Origin of the sequence: Telluribacter roseus (genome assembly GCF_017355915.2) — a bacterium.
In the GTDB taxonomy this organism is placed as follows: Bacteria; Bacteroidota; Bacteroidia; order Cytophagales; family Spirosomataceae; genus Telluribacter.
This window is the reverse complement of sequence record NZ_JAFEUV020000008.1, coordinates 253,433-270,866: the sequence shown is the minus strand read 5'-3', so window position 1 is coordinate 270,866 and position 17,434 is coordinate 253,433. Positions and strand designations below refer to the sequence as shown.

The window sequence follows — 17,434 nt, the reverse complement described above, 5'->3', positions numbered from 1 at the left end:
ACTCGATATGTTTTCATTCAACTACAAGAAGCCACGGGTTATATCCGAAATTGGATGTAATCACATGGGACAGTATGAGATTGCAAAGGAGTTGATTCAGCTATCCAGAGACTGTAAGGCCGACTACGCCAAGTTTCAAAAACGTCACTCCCGCGAGCTGTTGACGGAAGAGCAGTACAATGCTCCTCATCCGGTACCGCACAATGCCTATGGCCCCACCTACGGTGCCCATCGTGAGTACCTTGAGCTTTCGCAGGAGCAGCACGCCGATCTAAAAAAGTACGCCGAGTCCATCGGGATCGGCTACTCTACCTCCGTGTGGGATGTGACCTCGGCCCGTGAGATCATAGAGCTCCAGCCCAACTTTATCAAGGTACCTTCGGCCTGTAATAATAACTTTACCATGCTGGGCCTGTTGCGCGATACCTACGAAGGGGATATACACGTATCGTCGGGCATGACTACGCTGGATGAACTGGAAACGCTGGTAAGCTTCTTTGAAGAATCAGGTCAGGCCCGGTACCGGTTGGTACTATACAGTTGCACGTCGGGGTACCCCGTGCCCTTCCAAGACGTATGTCTGCTGGAAATCAACAAGCTGTACGAGCGCTTCGGCCACCGGGTAAAAGAGATCGGCTTCTCGGGCCATCACCTGGGAGTAGCCATTGACATAGCCGCCTATACCCTGGGCGCTACCTGGATCGAAAGACACTTTACCAAAGACCGGACCTGGCGCGGCACCGACCACGCGGCTTCGCTGGAAGTACCAGGCCTGCAAAAACTGGTGCGGGACCTGCAGGCTACCTATACAGCGCTGAGCTACAAGTGTGAAGACATACTGGACATCGAGAAGGTACAACGGGAAAAACTTAAATACCGAAAACAAACCACCAGTCCCACCCTATGAGTACTATTGGACTCGTACCGGCTCGCTGTGGAAGTAAATCAATACCCTTTAAAAACATAAAGAGTTTTTGCCAGAAGCCCCTCGTGTACTGGACGCTTTCGGCCCTTCAGCAATGCGAGCAGGTGGATGTGGTATACCTGGCTACGGACTGCGAAGAAGTTGCTTCGGTAGTACTAGCGCTCGGGCTGGATAAAGTACAGATCTACCACCGCAGCCCGGACAATGCCAGCGATACGGCCTCCACCGAAAGCGTGCTGCTTGAGTTTCTGGAGGCTCATCCTGAGTATAGTGCCGAAGATACTCTGGTACTGGTACAGGCTACATCTCCCCTGCTGGAAAGCCAGCACCTGGAGGAAGCTCTGACGCAATACAGATCTGAAGGTTACGATTCGATAGTCTCCTGTGTACATACCAGGCGGTTCTTCTGGAATAAAGAAGGCGTTCCTATCAACTACGACTACCGAAACCGCCCCCGCCGCCAGGATTTTAAAGGCTGGTGGATGGAGAACGGCGCCTTCTACATACAGTCAGTAGGGGGAATCAAGGAGCATCAGAACCGGCTGGGCGGGCGCATAGGTATCTACGAGATGCCCGAGCACACGGCCGTAGAGCTGGATGAGCCCGTAGACTGGACCATCGCCGAGAGCCTGATGCGTGCGTATGTACTCAAGCCACAGCCTACCCAGGTGCGCCTGTTCCTGACAGATGTAGACGGAGTATTAACGGACAGTGGTATGTACTATACCGAAAACGGCGACGAATACAAGAAATTTAACACCCGCGACGGGATGGGCTTTGAGCTACTCCGCAAGGCGGGTATCCGAACAGGCATTATTACTTCTGAGAATACGGAAATAGTAACCCGCCGGGCCACCAAGATCAAAGCCGACTACCTGCATCAGGGCCAGCGTGACGGTGGCAAGCTGGCGGCGGCTCAGGAGATATGTGAGAAGGAGGGCATATCGCTCCATGAGGTGGCCTATATAGGTGATGATATCAATTGTATAGAATTGCTAAAAAGAGTAGGCTTTGCGGCTTGTCCGGCCGATGCGGTAGCTCAGGTCAAAGCCTTACCCAATATTCACATACTATCCACAAAGGGAGGCCAGGGCTGTGTACGTGAGCTTGTGGAAATGCTACTACCTCTATGATGACACCAACCGAAGAACAATGGGACCTGGAAATCCAGCCGACCTCGGGGCTGCTTGAGCTCAACTGGCGGGAGTTGTGGCAGTACCGCGACCTGATCGTCCTGTTTGTGCGCCGCGACGTAGTGGCTACGTACAAGCAGACCATCCTGGGGCCTCTCTGGTTTTTTATTCAGCCCATTCTTACTACCGTTACCTATGTCATTATTTTTGGCAACATTGCCGGTATATCCACCGGAGGTATCCCCAAGATCCTTTTCTACTTGGCAGGTATTACTCTCTGGAACTACTTCCAGGAGTGCCTGATGAAAACCTCCGACACCTTCATCCTCAACCAGAGCCTGTTCGGCAAAGTATACTTTCCGCGGTTGGCGGCACCAGTTTCCATTGTTGTTTCCAACCTGTTTAAGTTCTTTATTCAGCTGTGTCTGTTTCTGGCCGTATGGATGTACTTCCTGTGGCAGCCGGATACGGCTATTCAGCCCAACCGGACCCTGCTGCTGTTTCCGCTATACGTGCTGCTTATGTCGGGGCTGGGATTCAGCTTTGGGGTTCTTATTTCTTCCCTGACCACCAAGTACCGCGACCTGCGCTTCCTGGTGCAGTTTGGCGTGCAGTTGCTCATGTACGCTACTCCGGTAGTATATCCGCTGGCGATTGCTCCTGAAAAATACCGCTGGATACTGATGCTCAACCCTATTACAAGCGTGATGGAAGCTTTCAGGTACTCTTTTACTGGTCAGGGGTACTTCTCCTGGCAGGGGCTCGGATATAGTGCTGTATTCATGGTAGTAGTGCTGCTGGTGAGTATAGTGATTTTTAATCGGGTCGAAAAAACCTTCATGGATACCGTCTGATGAGTAGCTCCAGTATAGCCATACGCGTTGAAAATATATCAAAGCTCTACCAGTTGGGGGAAATCTCTACGGGTACCCTGGCACGTGATTTGCACCGCTGGTGGGCTCGCCTGCGGGGCAAGGAGGATCCCTTTCGGAAGATTGGTGAGGCCAATGATCGCACCGTTAAGGGTAGCAGTGACTTTGTATGGGCCCTGCAGGATATCAGCTTTGAAGTACCCCAGGGCGAAGTACTTGGTATTATCGGACGCAACGGCGCCGGCAAGTCTACCCTGCTCAAGATACTTTCCCGCGTTACTAAACCTACTACCGGGCGTATAAAGGTGAAAGGACGTATTGCCTCTCTGCTGGAAGTAGGTACGGGCTTCCATCCCGAACTCACCGGCCGCGAAAACATATTCCTGAATGGTGCCATCATGGGTATGCGCAAAGCCGAGATCCGAAGCAAGCTCGACGAAATAGTGGAGTTTGCCGGGGTGGAGCGTTACCTTGACACTCCCGTGAAGCGTTATTCGTCGGGTATGTACGTTCGGCTGGCCTTTGCGGTGGCAGCCCATCTTGAGCCCGAAATATTGGTCGTGGATGAAGTACTGGCCGTAGGCGATGCTGATTTCCAGAAAAAGTGCCTGGGCAAAATGAAGGACGTCAGCGAGAAGGAGGGGCGGACGGTTTTGTTTGTAAGCCATAATATGGAGGCTGTGCAGAAACTATGTACTCAGGGATTGCTGCTACGCCACGGATCTATCTTTGCCAGTGGTAATCTGAAAGAAGTACTGGATACCTACCTCTCCAGTAGTACTTCGGCAGACGCCTGCTTCCATTTTGCCCCTCCTGCCAATAGCCACGAACTACCCGGATATGCTTACCAGGCTACCATTGAGGACCTGGCCGGTAACCTCCTGCCGGAGGTACCTACCTGGGACAGCTGGCAGGTACGGATTAAATTCCGGCTGAACAGTCCAATCCAGCATTTCATAATTGGAATAGGCCTGACTACCCAGCTTGGCATGCCCATTCAGACATCATGGAGCAGCCCGGCAAGTCTAACTGCGGGCGATTACGAAGCTATTTTTATAAATACCGACATTACGTATGCTCCGGGTGTGTACTTTCTGAATGTTGGGCTGTCTTCCTTTCTGCGTACGTTCCAATTTATCAGTCAAACAGCGTACATTCAAGTATCGGAGGTACCCAATCCGCAAAATGCCTCGAAGGTCGTCAATACCAAGAGCGGCTTACTTTTAAACCAGCTCCATACTGAACTAAAACGAATTGGCTAACAGCCCAAAAACATAGCTTTCATGGTTGCACTGATCAAACGAATAGTACGCCGACTCTTCCCGTTTCTGAGGCCAAAACCCCCGGGCTGGTTTACCCATGACTATACCACCCTCAAAGCTCAGGAGCAAACTACTACCAGCCGGTTTATACTTTCAGAAGCTGATCTGTACCCCTGCCTTCACGACCGTACTACCATCACCCCTATTGACCGGCACTACATCTACCACCCTGCCTGGGCGGCGCGGGTGCTTGCTCGTACTAAGCCGGCCAAGCATATAGATATTTCCTCCACGTTACACTTCAGTACTATGCTCTCTGCTTTCATGGAAACGGAGTTTTACGATTACCGACCAGCAGAAGTAGAATTAGACAACTTTTATTCTTCCAAGGCTGATTTGACCCAACTCTTTTTTAACGACAATTCTATCCATTCGCTGTCGTGCATGCATACCGTGGAGCACATTGGCCTGGGCCGCTACGGCGATCCAATCGATTATAACGCAGACCTGAAAGCCATGAAAGAATTGGCGCGGGTACTTGCTCCGGGCGGTAATCTACTTTTTGTAACACCCATCGGAAAAGAAGATAAGATCCACTTCAATGCACACCGGATCTATACGGCCAAAGCTATCAAAACCTGTTTCGAAACGTTTGGGCTACGGCTAAAGGAGTTTACCTACCTAGCCCAAAAGAGCGGCGGCCTGCAGGTAGAACAAGTCGAAACCTTCCAAACCACCGACAGCTACGGATGTGGCTGTTTCTGGTTTATCAAATAACGAGTGAATGATTACAATCAAGTTAAAAGGCGGGCTTGGTAATCAATTGTTTCAATACGCTACGGCCCGAGCATTGGCGGTGAAACACCAGACCCGCGTAGCTTTTGATCTGAGTTTTCTGCTGAAAAGAGAAGCCGATGCCCCTCATACCTTCCGGGAGTATGAACTGGCAGCCCTGACTATTCCACCAGTGGAGCCTTCCCTGATTGAGAAGCTGGCCTTTGGACTAATGGACATTCCGGCCAGAAAACTTCTGCAGCGAATAGTCAGGAGGGTTATAGCCGGAAAGGTATATAATGAAAAGTCATTTAGCTATGACCCTGCTATCGAAAGCCGAACAGCCGCCAGGACGTACCTGAACGGCTACTTTCCATCGGAGCGGTATTTCAAAAGTATAGAGCCGCTGCTTCGTACAGAGTTACGATTCATAGGTCAGCCTGATGCCTCTGTCGTTCACCGGATCAGAAACAGCTGCTCAGTGAGTATGCATGTACGGCGGGGCGACTACCTGACCAACCCGTCGGCCCGTCAGTATCACGGCCTGTGCTCGCCGGACTACTATCGGAGAGCCGTAGCGTACCTTGCCAGCAAACGGCCTGACATACATATTTTTGTTTTTTCGGATGATCTGCCCTGGGCCAGGCAGCATATTTCGTTTCCGCATCCTATTGACTTTGTAGAAGGAAACCTCGGGGCAAATAGCTACCTGGACATGCAGTTGATGAGTATGTGTCAGCACCATATCATCGCCAACAGTAGCTTTAGCTGGTGGGGGGCCTGGCTCAACCCTTCTCCGGATAAAATTGTAATAGCTCCCAAGCGGTGGTTTGCCGACGAGACCGCTCAAAGCCAGACTCAAGATATTGTTCCTGATTCATGGATACGACTATAAGGCCTAAAGTAAGCGTAGTGATGCCCGTATATAATGCGGAAGAATACCTGCGTGAAGCCATTGATAGTATACTCTCCCAAACATTAACTGATCTGGAGCTTTTGATAGTTGATGATGGATCCACAGACCGGAGCGAAGTAATCATTCTTTCCTACCGGGACCCGCGCATCCGTTACCTCAAAAATGAAAAGAACCAGGGAGTAGTGTACTCACGTAACAGGGGGTTGGACCTTGCTCGTGGGGAATACATAGCCAGTATGGATGCTGATGACATCAGCCTGCCGGAACGACTTGAAAAGCAGGTATCCTTTATGGATATCAATAATCATATAGGAGCCTGCGGCAGTTCATTTGAGCTATCCAGCGGACGAATACGCCGCGTACTCACCGACTCTAAAACATTGCTTACAAGCCTGGCTGCGGGCAACTGTTTTGCGGCCTCTACCGTCATGATGCGCTGGCAGGTTCTGGTTGAAAAAAGGCTTCGCTACCAACAGGAGTACATGTACTCCGAAGACTATGACCTATGGCTCCAGATAGCAAAGCATGCTGATCTAGGAGCTATATCTGAGGTACTACTCTACTACCGTGTACATAATGTAAGTATTACTCATGCGTTCAATACTAAACAACGTATAGCTGCTTACAACATCCGGTCGAATTGGTATGAATGGATCCTGAACCGTCCTTTGACAGATGAAGAGCGACTATTTCTGCAGGATGATTTATCGAATGTACATGTTGTAAAAAGTGGATGGCAGTTGGTTGAGGCTGTTAAAAGCACAGAAAACTCCCGAATTGACTTTAACTATTACCTTAGTACTACTGCCAGCCGATACGAGCACCTCTTGATTACTCAGTATAAAAAGGTACCCTTATTGGTATTACTAAACCTATTATTTTTCTCACCATTGCGCAAGTACAGTCCTATTAGTACTATAACTTTGATCAAAATGCTCATTAAACGAGTAATGGCATGACCTTTATGAAGCAGCCATTAGTATCTGTCATCATGCCTGCCTACAATGCAGAAAAGTACATTATGCAGTCACTGCATTCATTACTTGCACAGACATATACTAACTGGGAGTTACTCGTTGCCGATGATGGATCAGTTGACACTACCCGTTCTCTTATTGATTCCTTTGACGATACCAGAATCTTTCGTTTTCATCAGGCGATTAACCAAGGGTATCTCAAAACCTGGAACAGCCTGTTACAAAAAGCCAGGGGTGAGTACATAACTTTTCTTGATGCCGATGATTATATACAGGAAGAGCGCCTACTACTACTAGTAAACTTCCTGAATAGCCACCCGGATGTGCATATCTGTGGGACAGGCATCGCCTTTGTGGATAATGACCAGCAGGTGGTAGGCGAGCGCACTTATCCCTCTGACTGGGAGCAGATCCAGACGTGTTTGTACGATCCCACCCGTTTCCCGTTCTGCGGCTCCGCAGTGATGATCCGGCGGGAGGTGGCCGAGGCGGTGGGTGGTTATCGGGATTTTTTTGATCGGGTCGGATGGGAAGACCATGATTGGCTAATCCGGTGCTGTGAGCGCTACAAAGCTTCGAATATTCCTAATATAGTATATTATTACAGGCATAATCCTTCTTCTGTGACACGTGCCATTGATGTTTCAGTACGGTCTGTTCGAAAACTGGTGATCAAGAAAATAGGCCTGGAACTGGCTAACCAGCGTTTGCAGACCAGGACAGACTTGCTGATGTGCAACGACCAGGCGGGTCTGCAGGCACTCATAGACAAGTACGAAGCTCCGTATCGCAAAGATCCATCGCGGATCTACCGCATGATGAGCTATCGGTCGCTGCAGGAAGGAGATGTACAAGGAGGGCTGTCGCTGGCTCTGCAGGGCACCCGGCAGAATCCCCTCCATCTGTCCAACTATCTCATGATTTTTCGCTCAGTAATCAGACGTATATTTTCATGAAAATAGGCTTCGTTGTATCTTTTTTTGATTTCCGGAATGATGTACGGCGTGTCATCGCTGAAGTAGCCAGCCAGCATCAGGTTGTTGTATTTGGCAAAGCTCAGAACGCCGAAGCCATACAGCGTCACCTGCCGAAGGGAGTCGAGTTTCGTGTTATCAACGAGCGAAAAAAATCTTTCCTGAATTACCTGTGGGAAAGGATATTTTTGCTGTTAAGGGCTATTCCGCGCAGCCGGCACAACTTCTTCCTGATGGAGCTGTTCAAGGCTTCCATCACCACTGATCCTGTCCGGCGGAAGAAAGGCTACCGGATACTTCGATGGGTACGGTTATTACCAAAGGTAGTACCTTATGACATGTATCTTGACCGACTGCATATCAAGCGAAAAACTCCCATCTCAGACATTGATCAGTTTATCTTTTTTACCGCCATCGCCGATGATTATCTGCTGGCCCGGCTTATTCGGGAGAAGCACCCAAAGCTGAAAGTCTATGTATATAGCTGGGACCACCCCTGCAAGCACACCTGCTTTTCCAGACGTACTCACTATTTGGTCTGGACCGAGCCAATCCGTCAGGACGTCATTATGTTACAGAATGTACCTGCCTCTCAGGTACAGGTAATAGGTGCCAGCCAGTTTGGCTATATCGAAGAGTTTGACAGTGAATATAAAAGTAGCCTGCCCCGCTCATATCCTTTTCCCTATGCCTATATGGGATGTGCCATTGGTACATCCGACCTGGTTGCTGATGAGGTACAGGTAGCCTATCAGATAGCACAGCAACTTGCCGTAGCCCTCCCCGATCTTAAACTGGTAGTCCGGCCTTACCCACAGTATGCCAACTGGAAGCATTATGATGCGCTTCGGACTATGCCCAATGTAGTCATTGATGATGGCTACCGCAGCCTTGACCTAGCGGTGAAAGATAGTCACATCATGGAGAAATTTGAAAAGATATGTAATGCAGAGGCTTTCCTGCATTTGGGTACCACCATGGGACTCGAGGCGTGTTTAACCAATACTCCCTCGTTTATCCTGGACTTTGGCTACAGGGAGCAGCATGGCCTCAGCCTCTATAACTTTATACATCAGTACCAGAATGACCGGCACCTTATTGAGCTGGCGCCACAAAATGCCATCAAATCAGGAAAAGAACTTGTAGAAGTCTTAGCCCGAGCCAATGAGGCTCAGTTTATAGAACTGAATAAAAAAGTGCAGCAGCAGTACACTCTAAAATCGTTTAGGCAGTTTGCCGATGATCTTATACGTGCCTGATAGAACCGCCTTAAACCTGACCTACCTACCTTGACTTCGACGGAAGATACACAGATACAGATTGCCTGCCTGCCCGTTGCCGGGCTTAAAAACCCCTACCAGTGGCTGATGATGCAGGGGCTGAACCGGTGTAGCCGGCTCAAAGCATACAATGGCGTCCATGATCGTTTTCTGGGTATTATAAGCACAGTAGTCCACCACCGGCCCCACTACCTGCACTTTGACTGGATCATCTCGTACTACTACCGGAGGTGGTGGTGGCTCACTGCCGTTAGTGTACCTCTGTTCTTCATCCAGATTCTTGTGGCCCGGTACCTGTTCCGGACCCGCATCGTCTGGACCCTGCACAACGTCCTGCCCCATGATACCGATCAGGTAGGTCTTCACCGGCTGTGCCAGCGCTTTATGGCCCGACAGTGTGACTGGATACGGGTATTCTCGCCGGATACGGTAGCGCGTGCGACCCGGGAGCTGCGGGTACCCGCCAGTAAGCTACGGGTAGTACCTGAGGGAGATTATACCTCCTACTACCCCAATGCTACGGATCGGATACAAGCCCGGGAGTACCTGGGGCTACCAGCCTCATCGAGGGTACTGCTGTACCTGGGGCTTATCAAGCCCTACAAAGGCGTACTGGAACTGATCCAATCCTTTAAGCAGCTCCACTTGGCCAATACCTATCTGATCATTGCCGGAAAAGTCATGGACAGGGCCTACGGTGAAGCCATTCGCGGGGTACTGGATGAGTCGGTTATTCTGGAAGGCCAATTCGTACCGGAAGATGCGCTACAATACTACTACAACGCAGCAGATGCGGTAGTACTGCCCTTCAAAAACATTGAGAACTCCGGGTCAGTTATTATGGCGATGGGCTTTGCTAAACCCATTGTAGCTCCTGCCATTGGAGTAGTCAAAGAAAGGCTCAGTCAGCAGAGCGAGCTACTGTTCAAATCAGCAGAGGAACTACCGGAAAAGTTATATCAGGTACTACACTGGCCTGATGAAAAGAGACAGGCCGTAGGTACCAAAAATTATGCAGCTCTCCGAAACTCACGCTGGGAAGATCTAAGCGCCCTTTTCCTATGAAGATATTATTTTGTACAAATACATTCGAAAATGTGCAAAATGGCCCATCCAAGTTCGCCAATCACTTACTGGAAATAAATCAGAGATTCGAAGGAATAGAGATACGTATACTGACCGAGGACATTAGTACCAGCCGGTTGGATTCCTATAAGGGACAGGTGATCAGGGTGGATCCTAAGATTAACCCCCTAACCAGGCCGTGGGGGTTTCTGTACCGGATGTTTCCTTACTACCGGGCCTGTGCCAGCTTACGGGCCGAGTATCCGTATGATATCGTCATTTTTAACAATGCGATTACGGGCATATGGGCGGCCCGCAAACTACCTGTACCGGTCATTGGCATGATCAACGACTACACCAGCCTGACCCACTCCTGGGTTAGCTTCGATGCCAGCTGGCAGTGGTTCAGGCGTTTCATCTTCAAATGGAGTGAGCGCCTGGCCTGCTCCGTAGAAGACGGCATCTTAGTCAATTCGGAGTATCTGTTTAATCAGGTAAAGGCTACCTACGGAGTTCCTTCTGCCAAGCTCCGCATTGTATACAAAGGCCTCAAGGTGTACCCAATGCCCATCCGTTCCCCTATCCCCAGCCAAAGTTCCATCAAGGTACTGTTCGTAAAGTCAGATTATAAACTGGGCGGGCTGTATGATGTAATAAATGCGCTGAGCAGCATAGCCGAGCGTACATTTGAATTATATGTCGTAGGCCCCGCCCTGCGTTTTAAAGAAGATATAGTGAAGGCTACTACGTCGACCCATGTACAGATCCGGTTTGTGGGGCCGGCTACGCAGCAGGAGGTCTATGGCTATATGCAGCATTGTGATCTTTTTGTAGTACCTTCCTACAAGGAAGCACTGGGCGTAGCTAACCTGGAAGCACTCATGAATGGCATTCCCGTTATTACAAGCCAGGTAGGAGGTATACCCGAAACCATGGATCATGGCACTAATGGCTGGATGGTCCCTCCGGGACAAGTTGATAAACTGGCGGATACCATACGACATGTAATTGCTAATCCGGCGGAGCGACAGGAGAAGCAGCAGAAAGGGTATGACTATGTGAGCCGGAAATTCGCGTTCGAAAAGGTACTTGAGCGGTTTGTCGAGGTACTACAACAGTATCATGAAGATTATTTTCGTATCAAATAACTGGGCTGATGCCCATCAGCAAGTCCGTCTGCAGGCACTACTGGCGCTCTGCCCCTCTCTGGTGTGCCTTACCTTTACCCGCACCTACTATCCGGCTACCTCTTCCATTGAGCCTCTCTGGACAGGCCGGATGGAGCACGCCTCCTATCTGAAGCGATGGAATATCTATATCCAATTCTTCCGACAACTGTATAAAACCGTAAAGAACGGGGATATTGTGTACACCTACGGATTTGATCTGGCGGCCATTACATTGCTGTTCCGGACTCTCACCCGACGCTCCGTATACCTGGTACACGAAGTACCGGATATTCGGGAAATGTTCTTTCGGAAGGGAAAGGCGGGGTGGCTGCTGCGTCGTATAGAAAGATGGGTAATTCCTCGCATAGATCTACTCGTAGTTACCTCTCCGGAGTACGTGACTGAGTACTATCAGAAACTCCGGGGATTACCCGTCCGAAAGTACCTGGTAATCGAAAACAAGATACACACCCGCCCCCATCACCTGCCAAATACCCCTGAAAGACCGGCCAGTCAGAACCGGATCAGGATCGGCTACTTTGGGCTACTACGTTGTAAGGCTTCTCTTGATTGCCTGATGCTATTGGCCTGCACCAATCGTTTTGACATTATCTTAAGGGGTATTTTTATGCCTGATACCCGGCACTACGAAAGTCTCGTGAAAGAGACGCCCAATATGCAGTACCTGGGGCCATATGATGCTCCCAAAGAGTTAAAGACATTGTATGGCTCTGTGGATATCGTATGGGCTGCTTATCCTTACTCGCCCCGAAGCATAACCGGCAATCACCTCTGGGCTCGTACCAACCGGTTTTACGAGAGCCTTTACTTTCGTAGACCCATCGTTGTACAGAAAGGCACCAGTGACGCGGACCGAGCCAGAACACTGGGAAACATAGCCATAGAGGTGGACCTTGAAGATACCCGACAGGCGGCTCAATACCTTGAAGAGCAACTAACACCCGACTATTTACAAGACATGGAGAAGGCACTTACAGCCATACCCGAACATGAGTACCTAATCAAGGATGAATATAAAACACTAGTGCGTTGCTTACAGCTCAGGAAATAGTAACCCGAAGGATAAGCAGACATATGATACTGCCCATTGTCCTTTTCTTCCTGTTGACAATAGGAAACTATTCCTTCTTTAGGTACTCTGTCTTTGGCAACAGTAGTGCTCCTGCCGTTCTGCGCATTATATCTCAGCTCCGTTTCCTGCTGCCCGTATGGATCGTCCTGTATGCCTTTCGGTTCAGCTACAGCTTTTCTTCCAGAATTGTTAAAGACAACATAGATGTACTGCTGCTTGGGCTAAGCTGGCTCCTTTCTTCCCTGGTCAGTCTGGATAGTAGTAGTTATATGATTTATGGTACCTGGACACTTTCCTGTTTTCTGGCTGTCCTGTTTTTCGTCGGCTACGCAGCCGTAGTGTCACGGGAGGCAGGTACGTTCTATAAGCGCATTCTACACACGATCTGGATAGGGAACATCATTATACTCCTCCTGGATATAGGTAGTTTGTTTATCATCCGACCAGGTGTCGGCCCCTATAACATTATCTTTTCATCGAATACCTTTTGGGCTTATCCTACTATGATTCTGGGGATACTTGCGGTGATTCAGATGAAGCTTTCATCAGAGAGAAAACAGAAGCTGATCTACCTGTTCATATACTGTGTGGCCCTGTATATGGTGTATCTGTCGGCACGGCGGACGCCGCTCTTTGTTCTGCTGCTTTCTCCTTTCCTGCTTTATATCCCCCTGCGACTACCCTATGTCCTGCTCTTTTCTTTTATGCTCTTAGCTACGGTTGCACTCACCAGCGTAGTTGATCTCCGAACTATCACTGACATACTACCCGATTCCTACGCCAAATATCGGATTGAACGCATGCTGGGACTTGTGAAAGGAAGGGAGGAAACATCTTATCAGGACCGCCAGAGAATATGGCGCATATACCTGGACTCTTTCTACGAAAACCCCATAATGGGTGCCGGATTAGCGGCCAACGAGCGTATTACTGAGCGATATAGTAAGGATCTGGAAGGATATTCGGCCCATAATACCTTTGTAGGCCTTGTGGCCGAGACCGGCCTGCTGGGGACACTTTTGTTTATTGTCTTTCTGATAAGAAGCCTGAGAAAGCTACTACAGCTAAGGAATATCCTCTTTGTGCAGGTATACCTTGTGCTGTTCCTACCGACGCTGCTAATCAACTGGGTGGAGTACAACCTGATACCGGGTCAGATCTTCTTCCTGTATAGTGTAGTGATCTGGATGATTCCGCGAGGATTAAACTACTTGCATGCTAGCAGTAATGATGGATGATACCCCCTAAAAAAACAGAGGCATGGAAATAATCCATGCCCTGTTCCACACTATACACACACTATATTTCCACTATCTTTATAACCAATGTTCGGCCCTTCTTATTGTGTAACGATTCAAACAATTGTCTAAAGGTTACATCTCTATCTCTACTTTTCCTGTAACTCCCACTGTCCTGACTCCTCAGCACATACATTGGATTACACTTGTTGAATGTTGTAAAACCTGGTTACAAAGGATGTGCCAATGTTTTACTGTTATAACTATTTTACAAATTTAAGACAAAAATAGTTCTATTGGTCAAGAACATTAATTGAATTATACCAATACAATACAAAAGCACTGAAGAAACGCCAGGTACTATCTTTTAGTATTCTCAGTCAGAAACTTTTATGCATACATACTCCTCACCAACAAATATATTCTAATTTTACAGAAAGTTGCAAGCTAATCAACCCCTGATTTTTTTCGCAATTTTACTTAGTAGAATAGAAAGGTTTCTTATGGCTCACCACCAGATTAGTCTACTGACTCTGACACTATTTAGGTAGTTCCGGTATCGGCGCTTTCGTTCTTTGTGGGGCTATTCAACATGCAGTACCAGAAGAAAAACGCTTCCGTCAGGCCATAGGGCAGGGTCGGATAGCTACTTAATATTATTACCGCCAGCCGCCTCAGAAGAGGCGGCTTTTTCTTTACTTTTGCTTCCGAGAATCATGAAGCCAAGGAGATGCGGATCAATCCCGAAACCATAGAACGAATAAAACAGGCCGCTGATATTGTAGAGGTGGTAGGTGACTATGTGTCGCTCAAGAAGCGAGGGTCCAACTACCAGGCCTGTTGTCCGTTCCATAATGAGAAAACACCCTCATTCAACGTCAATCCGGCGCGCCAGATATTTAAGTGCTTTGGATGCGGGGCGGCGGGCGATCCCATCAAATTTGTGATGGATATCGACGGGGTTGGGTACGGAGAAGCGTTGCGCTACCTGGCCAACAAGTATCAGATAGAGATACAGGAAGAGGAGATTACCGACGAGCAGGCCATGCGCCAGAACGAGCGCGAGAGTCTGTACATCGTATTGAACTTTGCCAAGAACTTCTACCAGGAGCACCTCCACCAGACTGACGAAGGCCGGGCCATTGGCCTGAGCTACTTCCGGGAGCGGGGCTTCAACGACCCTACACTTAAGAAATTTGAACTGGGATATAGTCCGGATGTATGGGATGCCTTTACCCAGGCGGCACTCGCCAAAGGGTACCAGGCCGCAATACTCGAAAAAGCAGGATTACTCATCCATAAAGAAGGGAGTACTACTACCGGCTATGACCGCTTCCGGGGCCGGGTGATATTTCCGATCCATAACGTAGCGGGTAAGGTAATTGCGTTTGGAGCCCGTATCCTGAAGGCGGATAAGAAGCAGCCCAAGTACATCAACTCTCCCGAAACGGAGGTATACCACAAGAGCGATGTACTATACGGCATCTATCAGGCCAAGAATGCCATCCGCCATCACGACGTATGCTACCTGGTAGAGGGCTATACGGATGTAATCTCGCTGCATCAGGCAGGTATCGAAAACGTGGTCGCCTCGTCGGGTACTTCGCTCACCATAGAGCAGATCCGGCTGATCGGCCGCTTTACTCCTAACGTTACGATCCTGTACGATGGTGATCCGGCGGGAATCAGGGCCGCCCTGCGCGGATTGGACATGGTACTCGAGGAAGGCCTGAACGTAAGCATTGTCACCTTCCCCGACAACGACGATCCCGACAGCTACGTACAGCGTGTAGGAGCTGAGGCCTTCAAAGAGTACCTGCGCACAGCCTCCCGTGACTTTATCAGCTTCAAGACGGACACTCTACTGAAAGAGGCGGGGAATGATCCGTTCAAGCGGGCTGAGGTGATCAGCGAAATAGTGAACAGCATCACCAAAATACCCGATGCCATCAAACGGCAGGTATTCTTCCGACGTACCGCCGAGATGATGAAGGTGGATGAGCAGATGCTGATCTCGGAAGGGAACAAATTGCTCCGCAAGCAGTACGAGAAGCCCCAGAAGGAACCCCGACGCGATGCTACCCGAACGGGTACTTCTACACGAGGCACCTCTACTCCGGGAGCGTCCACTCCGGGAGCGTCCACTCCGGGAGCTTCCTCATTTGGGCCTCCTCCCGAAATACCGGATGATCTGTTTTTTGATGACAGCATGATGGCTCCTCCGGGAAGTGCCCCTGCGACAGGAGCCACCGCACCTGTTGATGACACACCCCGCCGTAGCAAGCTATACTACCAGGAGGAGGCTTTTGTCCGGCTGCTGGTCTTGTTTGGCAGCTACGAACTGGAGCCGGAGATTACCGTATGCGCCTACGTACTGAGTGAGATACCGGGTATTGACTTTACGGATCCGGTGTTCAATCATATTCTGACCTTGTTCAGGGAGAATTACAGCCGGAACGTATTGCTATCTACCGACTACTTCCTGCACCATCGCGAGCCGGAAGTACGGGACCTTGCTATCGGCTGGGCCACCCATAAGCACGAGTTGAGTGATCTGTGGACCAGCAAGTACGAAATATACGTACCCAGCGAGCAGGACATGCTCGACAAAAGCAGCTTCAAAAATATCCTGCGCCTGAAGAAAGCCTTTATCGAGGAGAAGATGAACCAGTGCCTGGAAAGGCTCAAAACCATCGCAGACCCCGAGGAAGAAGCGCAGTGTCTGAAAGAATTTATGGAATTCAAGAAAATAAGTATGGCAGCTGCCCGCGAGCTGGGCAGCGTCGTAGGTTAAGAGTACCCAATTATATATTTCACTTTACCAATTTATGAAAACAAATTTGTTGAAGATTGCCAGTCTCAGCTTACTGTTAAGTACAGCTGCCCTCACCACTCAGGCTCAGATTCAGGTTCCACAGGCTAGTCCCGCCGCTACTATTTCTCAGACTATTGGTCTGGCGAAGGCTACGGTTGAATACAGCCGCCCCGCGCTGAAAGGCCGCAAGATGTTCGGTGCACAGGTACCTTACGGTAAGGTATGGCGGACCGGTGCCAACAAAATCACCAACCTGATCCTGTCCGAAGAGATGCTGGTCAACGGGCAGAAAGTAGCCGCCGGTGCGTATGGTTTATTCACCATACCCAACGCCAACGAGTGGACCATCATCCTGAGCAAAGACGCTAACGTATGGGGTGCCTATACCTACAACCCCGCCAATGATGTACTGAAGTTTAGCGTAAAGCCCCAGAAACTGGCCAAGGCTGAGGAGTTTTTCACCATTGAGTTTACCGACTTTAACGCCAGTGAGGCTAATGTGGCTATTCGCTGGGAGAATACACTGGTGAAGTTCAGCCTCAAGAATGACGCCGATGCGAAGATTATGGCTGAGATCAAAGAGAAGACTGCTGCGGCTGAGGTGAGCCCTGCTACCTACTCCGCCGCTGCTAACTACTACTACGACACCAACCGCGACCTGAAGCAGGCACTTGAGTGGGCTAGCAAAGTAGTAGAGAAAGATCAAAAGTACTGGACCTACTACCTGCGTGGCAAGATAGCCGCCCAGCTGGGACAGTGTGACGTAGCCGTGTCTGACGCGCAGAAGGGGCTACAGCTGGCCAAAGAAGCCAATGACGATGCGTACATCCTGAACCATCAGAAACTGCTGAAGCAGTGTAACAGCAAATAAAGAAGCTGAGCCGCCTAAAGATACAGAGCCCGATGGCGTACCATCGGGCTCTGTTAGATGTATATCAACT

At 49.5% G+C, this 17,434-nt stretch carries 15 protein-coding genes; all 15 read left to right on the top strand.

Annotation, left to right across the window (positions count from 1 at the left end):
• Positions 1–7: 7 nt before the first annotated feature.
• The 15 genes from JTN23_RS16425 (at position 8) to JTN23_RS16355 (ending at position 17,364) form a co-directional block, all read left to right on the top strand.
• Positions 8–907, top strand: a complete 900-nt coding sequence (locus JTN23_RS16425) for an N-acetylneuraminate synthase family protein (protein WP_247236071.1) — start codon at positions 8–10, stop codon at positions 905–907.
• Positions 904–2,058, top strand: a complete 1,155-nt coding sequence (locus tag JTN23_RS16420) for an acylneuraminate cytidylyltransferase (RefSeq protein ID WP_247236070.1) — start codon at positions 904–906, stop codon at positions 2,056–2,058. The genes JTN23_RS16425 and JTN23_RS16420 overlap by 4 nt, the downstream gene beginning before the upstream one ends.
• Positions 2,055–2,912 (top strand): ABC transporter permease, encoded by an 858-nt coding sequence (locus JTN23_RS16415; protein WP_247236069.1) that lies wholly within the window; start codon positions 2,055–2,057, stop codon positions 2,910–2,912. The genes JTN23_RS16420 and JTN23_RS16415 overlap by 4 nt, the downstream gene beginning before the upstream one ends.
• Entirely contained in the window at positions 2,912–4,192 is a 1,281-nt protein-coding gene (locus JTN23_RS16410; RefSeq protein WP_247236068.1) for an ABC transporter ATP-binding protein, read from the top strand. The genes JTN23_RS16415 and JTN23_RS16410 overlap by 1 nt, the downstream gene beginning before the upstream one ends.
• 21 nt (positions 4,193–4,213) lie before the next feature.
• Complete coding sequence (locus JTN23_RS16405) at positions 4,214–4,969, top strand: DUF268 domain-containing protein (protein WP_247236067.1); 756 nt, start codon at positions 4,214–4,216, stop codon at positions 4,967–4,969.
• Between the two features lie 7 nt (positions 4,970–4,976).
• Positions 4,977–5,861: an alpha-1,2-fucosyltransferase gene (locus JTN23_RS16400; protein WP_247236066.1), complete on the top strand. Its 885-nt coding sequence runs from the start codon at positions 4,977–4,979 to the stop codon at positions 5,859–5,861.
• Positions 5,846–6,841: a glycosyltransferase family 2 protein gene (locus tag JTN23_RS16395; protein WP_247236065.1), complete on the top strand. Its 996-nt coding sequence runs from the start codon at positions 5,846–5,848 to the stop codon at positions 6,839–6,841. Before JTN23_RS16400 ends, JTN23_RS16395 begins: the two co-directional genes overlap by 16 nt.
• Positions 6,842–6,846: 5 nt before the next feature.
• Complete coding sequence (locus tag JTN23_RS16390) at positions 6,847–7,815, top strand: glycosyltransferase family 2 protein (protein ID WP_247236064.1); 969 nt, start codon at positions 6,847–6,849, stop codon at positions 7,813–7,815.
• Positions 7,812–9,092 carry a glycosyltransferase family protein gene (locus JTN23_RS16385; protein WP_247236063.1) on the top strand — a complete coding sequence of 427 codons (1,281 nt, stop codon included), beginning with the start codon at positions 7,812–7,814 and terminating at the stop codon, positions 9,090–9,092. The genes JTN23_RS16390 and JTN23_RS16385 overlap by 4 nt, the downstream gene beginning before the upstream one ends.
• A gap of 30 nt (positions 9,093–9,122) precedes the next feature.
• On the top strand, positions 9,123–10,178 hold the full coding sequence (locus JTN23_RS16380; RefSeq protein ID WP_247236062.1) for a glycosyltransferase: 1,056 nt from the start codon (positions 9,123–9,125) through the stop codon (positions 10,176–10,178).
• On the top strand, positions 10,175–11,326 hold the full coding sequence (locus tag JTN23_RS16375; RefSeq protein WP_247236061.1) for a glycosyltransferase family 4 protein: 1,152 nt from the start codon (positions 10,175–10,177) through the stop codon (positions 11,324–11,326). Before JTN23_RS16380 ends, JTN23_RS16375 begins: the two co-directional genes overlap by 4 nt.
• Positions 11,301–12,419 carry a glycosyltransferase family protein gene (locus JTN23_RS16370; RefSeq protein ID WP_247236060.1) on the top strand — a complete coding sequence of 373 codons (1,119 nt, stop codon included), beginning with the start codon at positions 11,301–11,303 and terminating at the stop codon, positions 12,417–12,419. The genes JTN23_RS16375 and JTN23_RS16370 overlap by 26 nt, the downstream gene beginning before the upstream one ends.
• Before the next feature lie 23 nt (positions 12,420–12,442).
• Complete coding sequence (locus tag JTN23_RS16365; protein WP_247236059.1) at positions 12,443–13,678, top strand: O-antigen ligase family protein; 1,236 nt, start codon at positions 12,443–12,445, stop codon at positions 13,676–13,678.
• A 730-nt stretch (positions 13,679–14,408) separates the two neighbouring features.
• Positions 14,409–16,472 carry a DNA primase gene (gene dnaG / locus JTN23_RS16360; RefSeq protein WP_247236058.1) on the top strand — a complete coding sequence of 688 codons (2,064 nt, stop codon included), beginning with the start codon at positions 14,409–14,411 and terminating at the stop codon, positions 16,470–16,472.
• Between the two features lie 34 nt (positions 16,473–16,506).
• Complete coding sequence (locus tag JTN23_RS16355) at positions 16,507–17,364, top strand: DUF2911 domain-containing protein (RefSeq protein ID WP_247236057.1); 858 nt, start codon at positions 16,507–16,509, stop codon at positions 17,362–17,364.
• Positions 17,365–17,434: the final 70 nt, after the last annotated feature.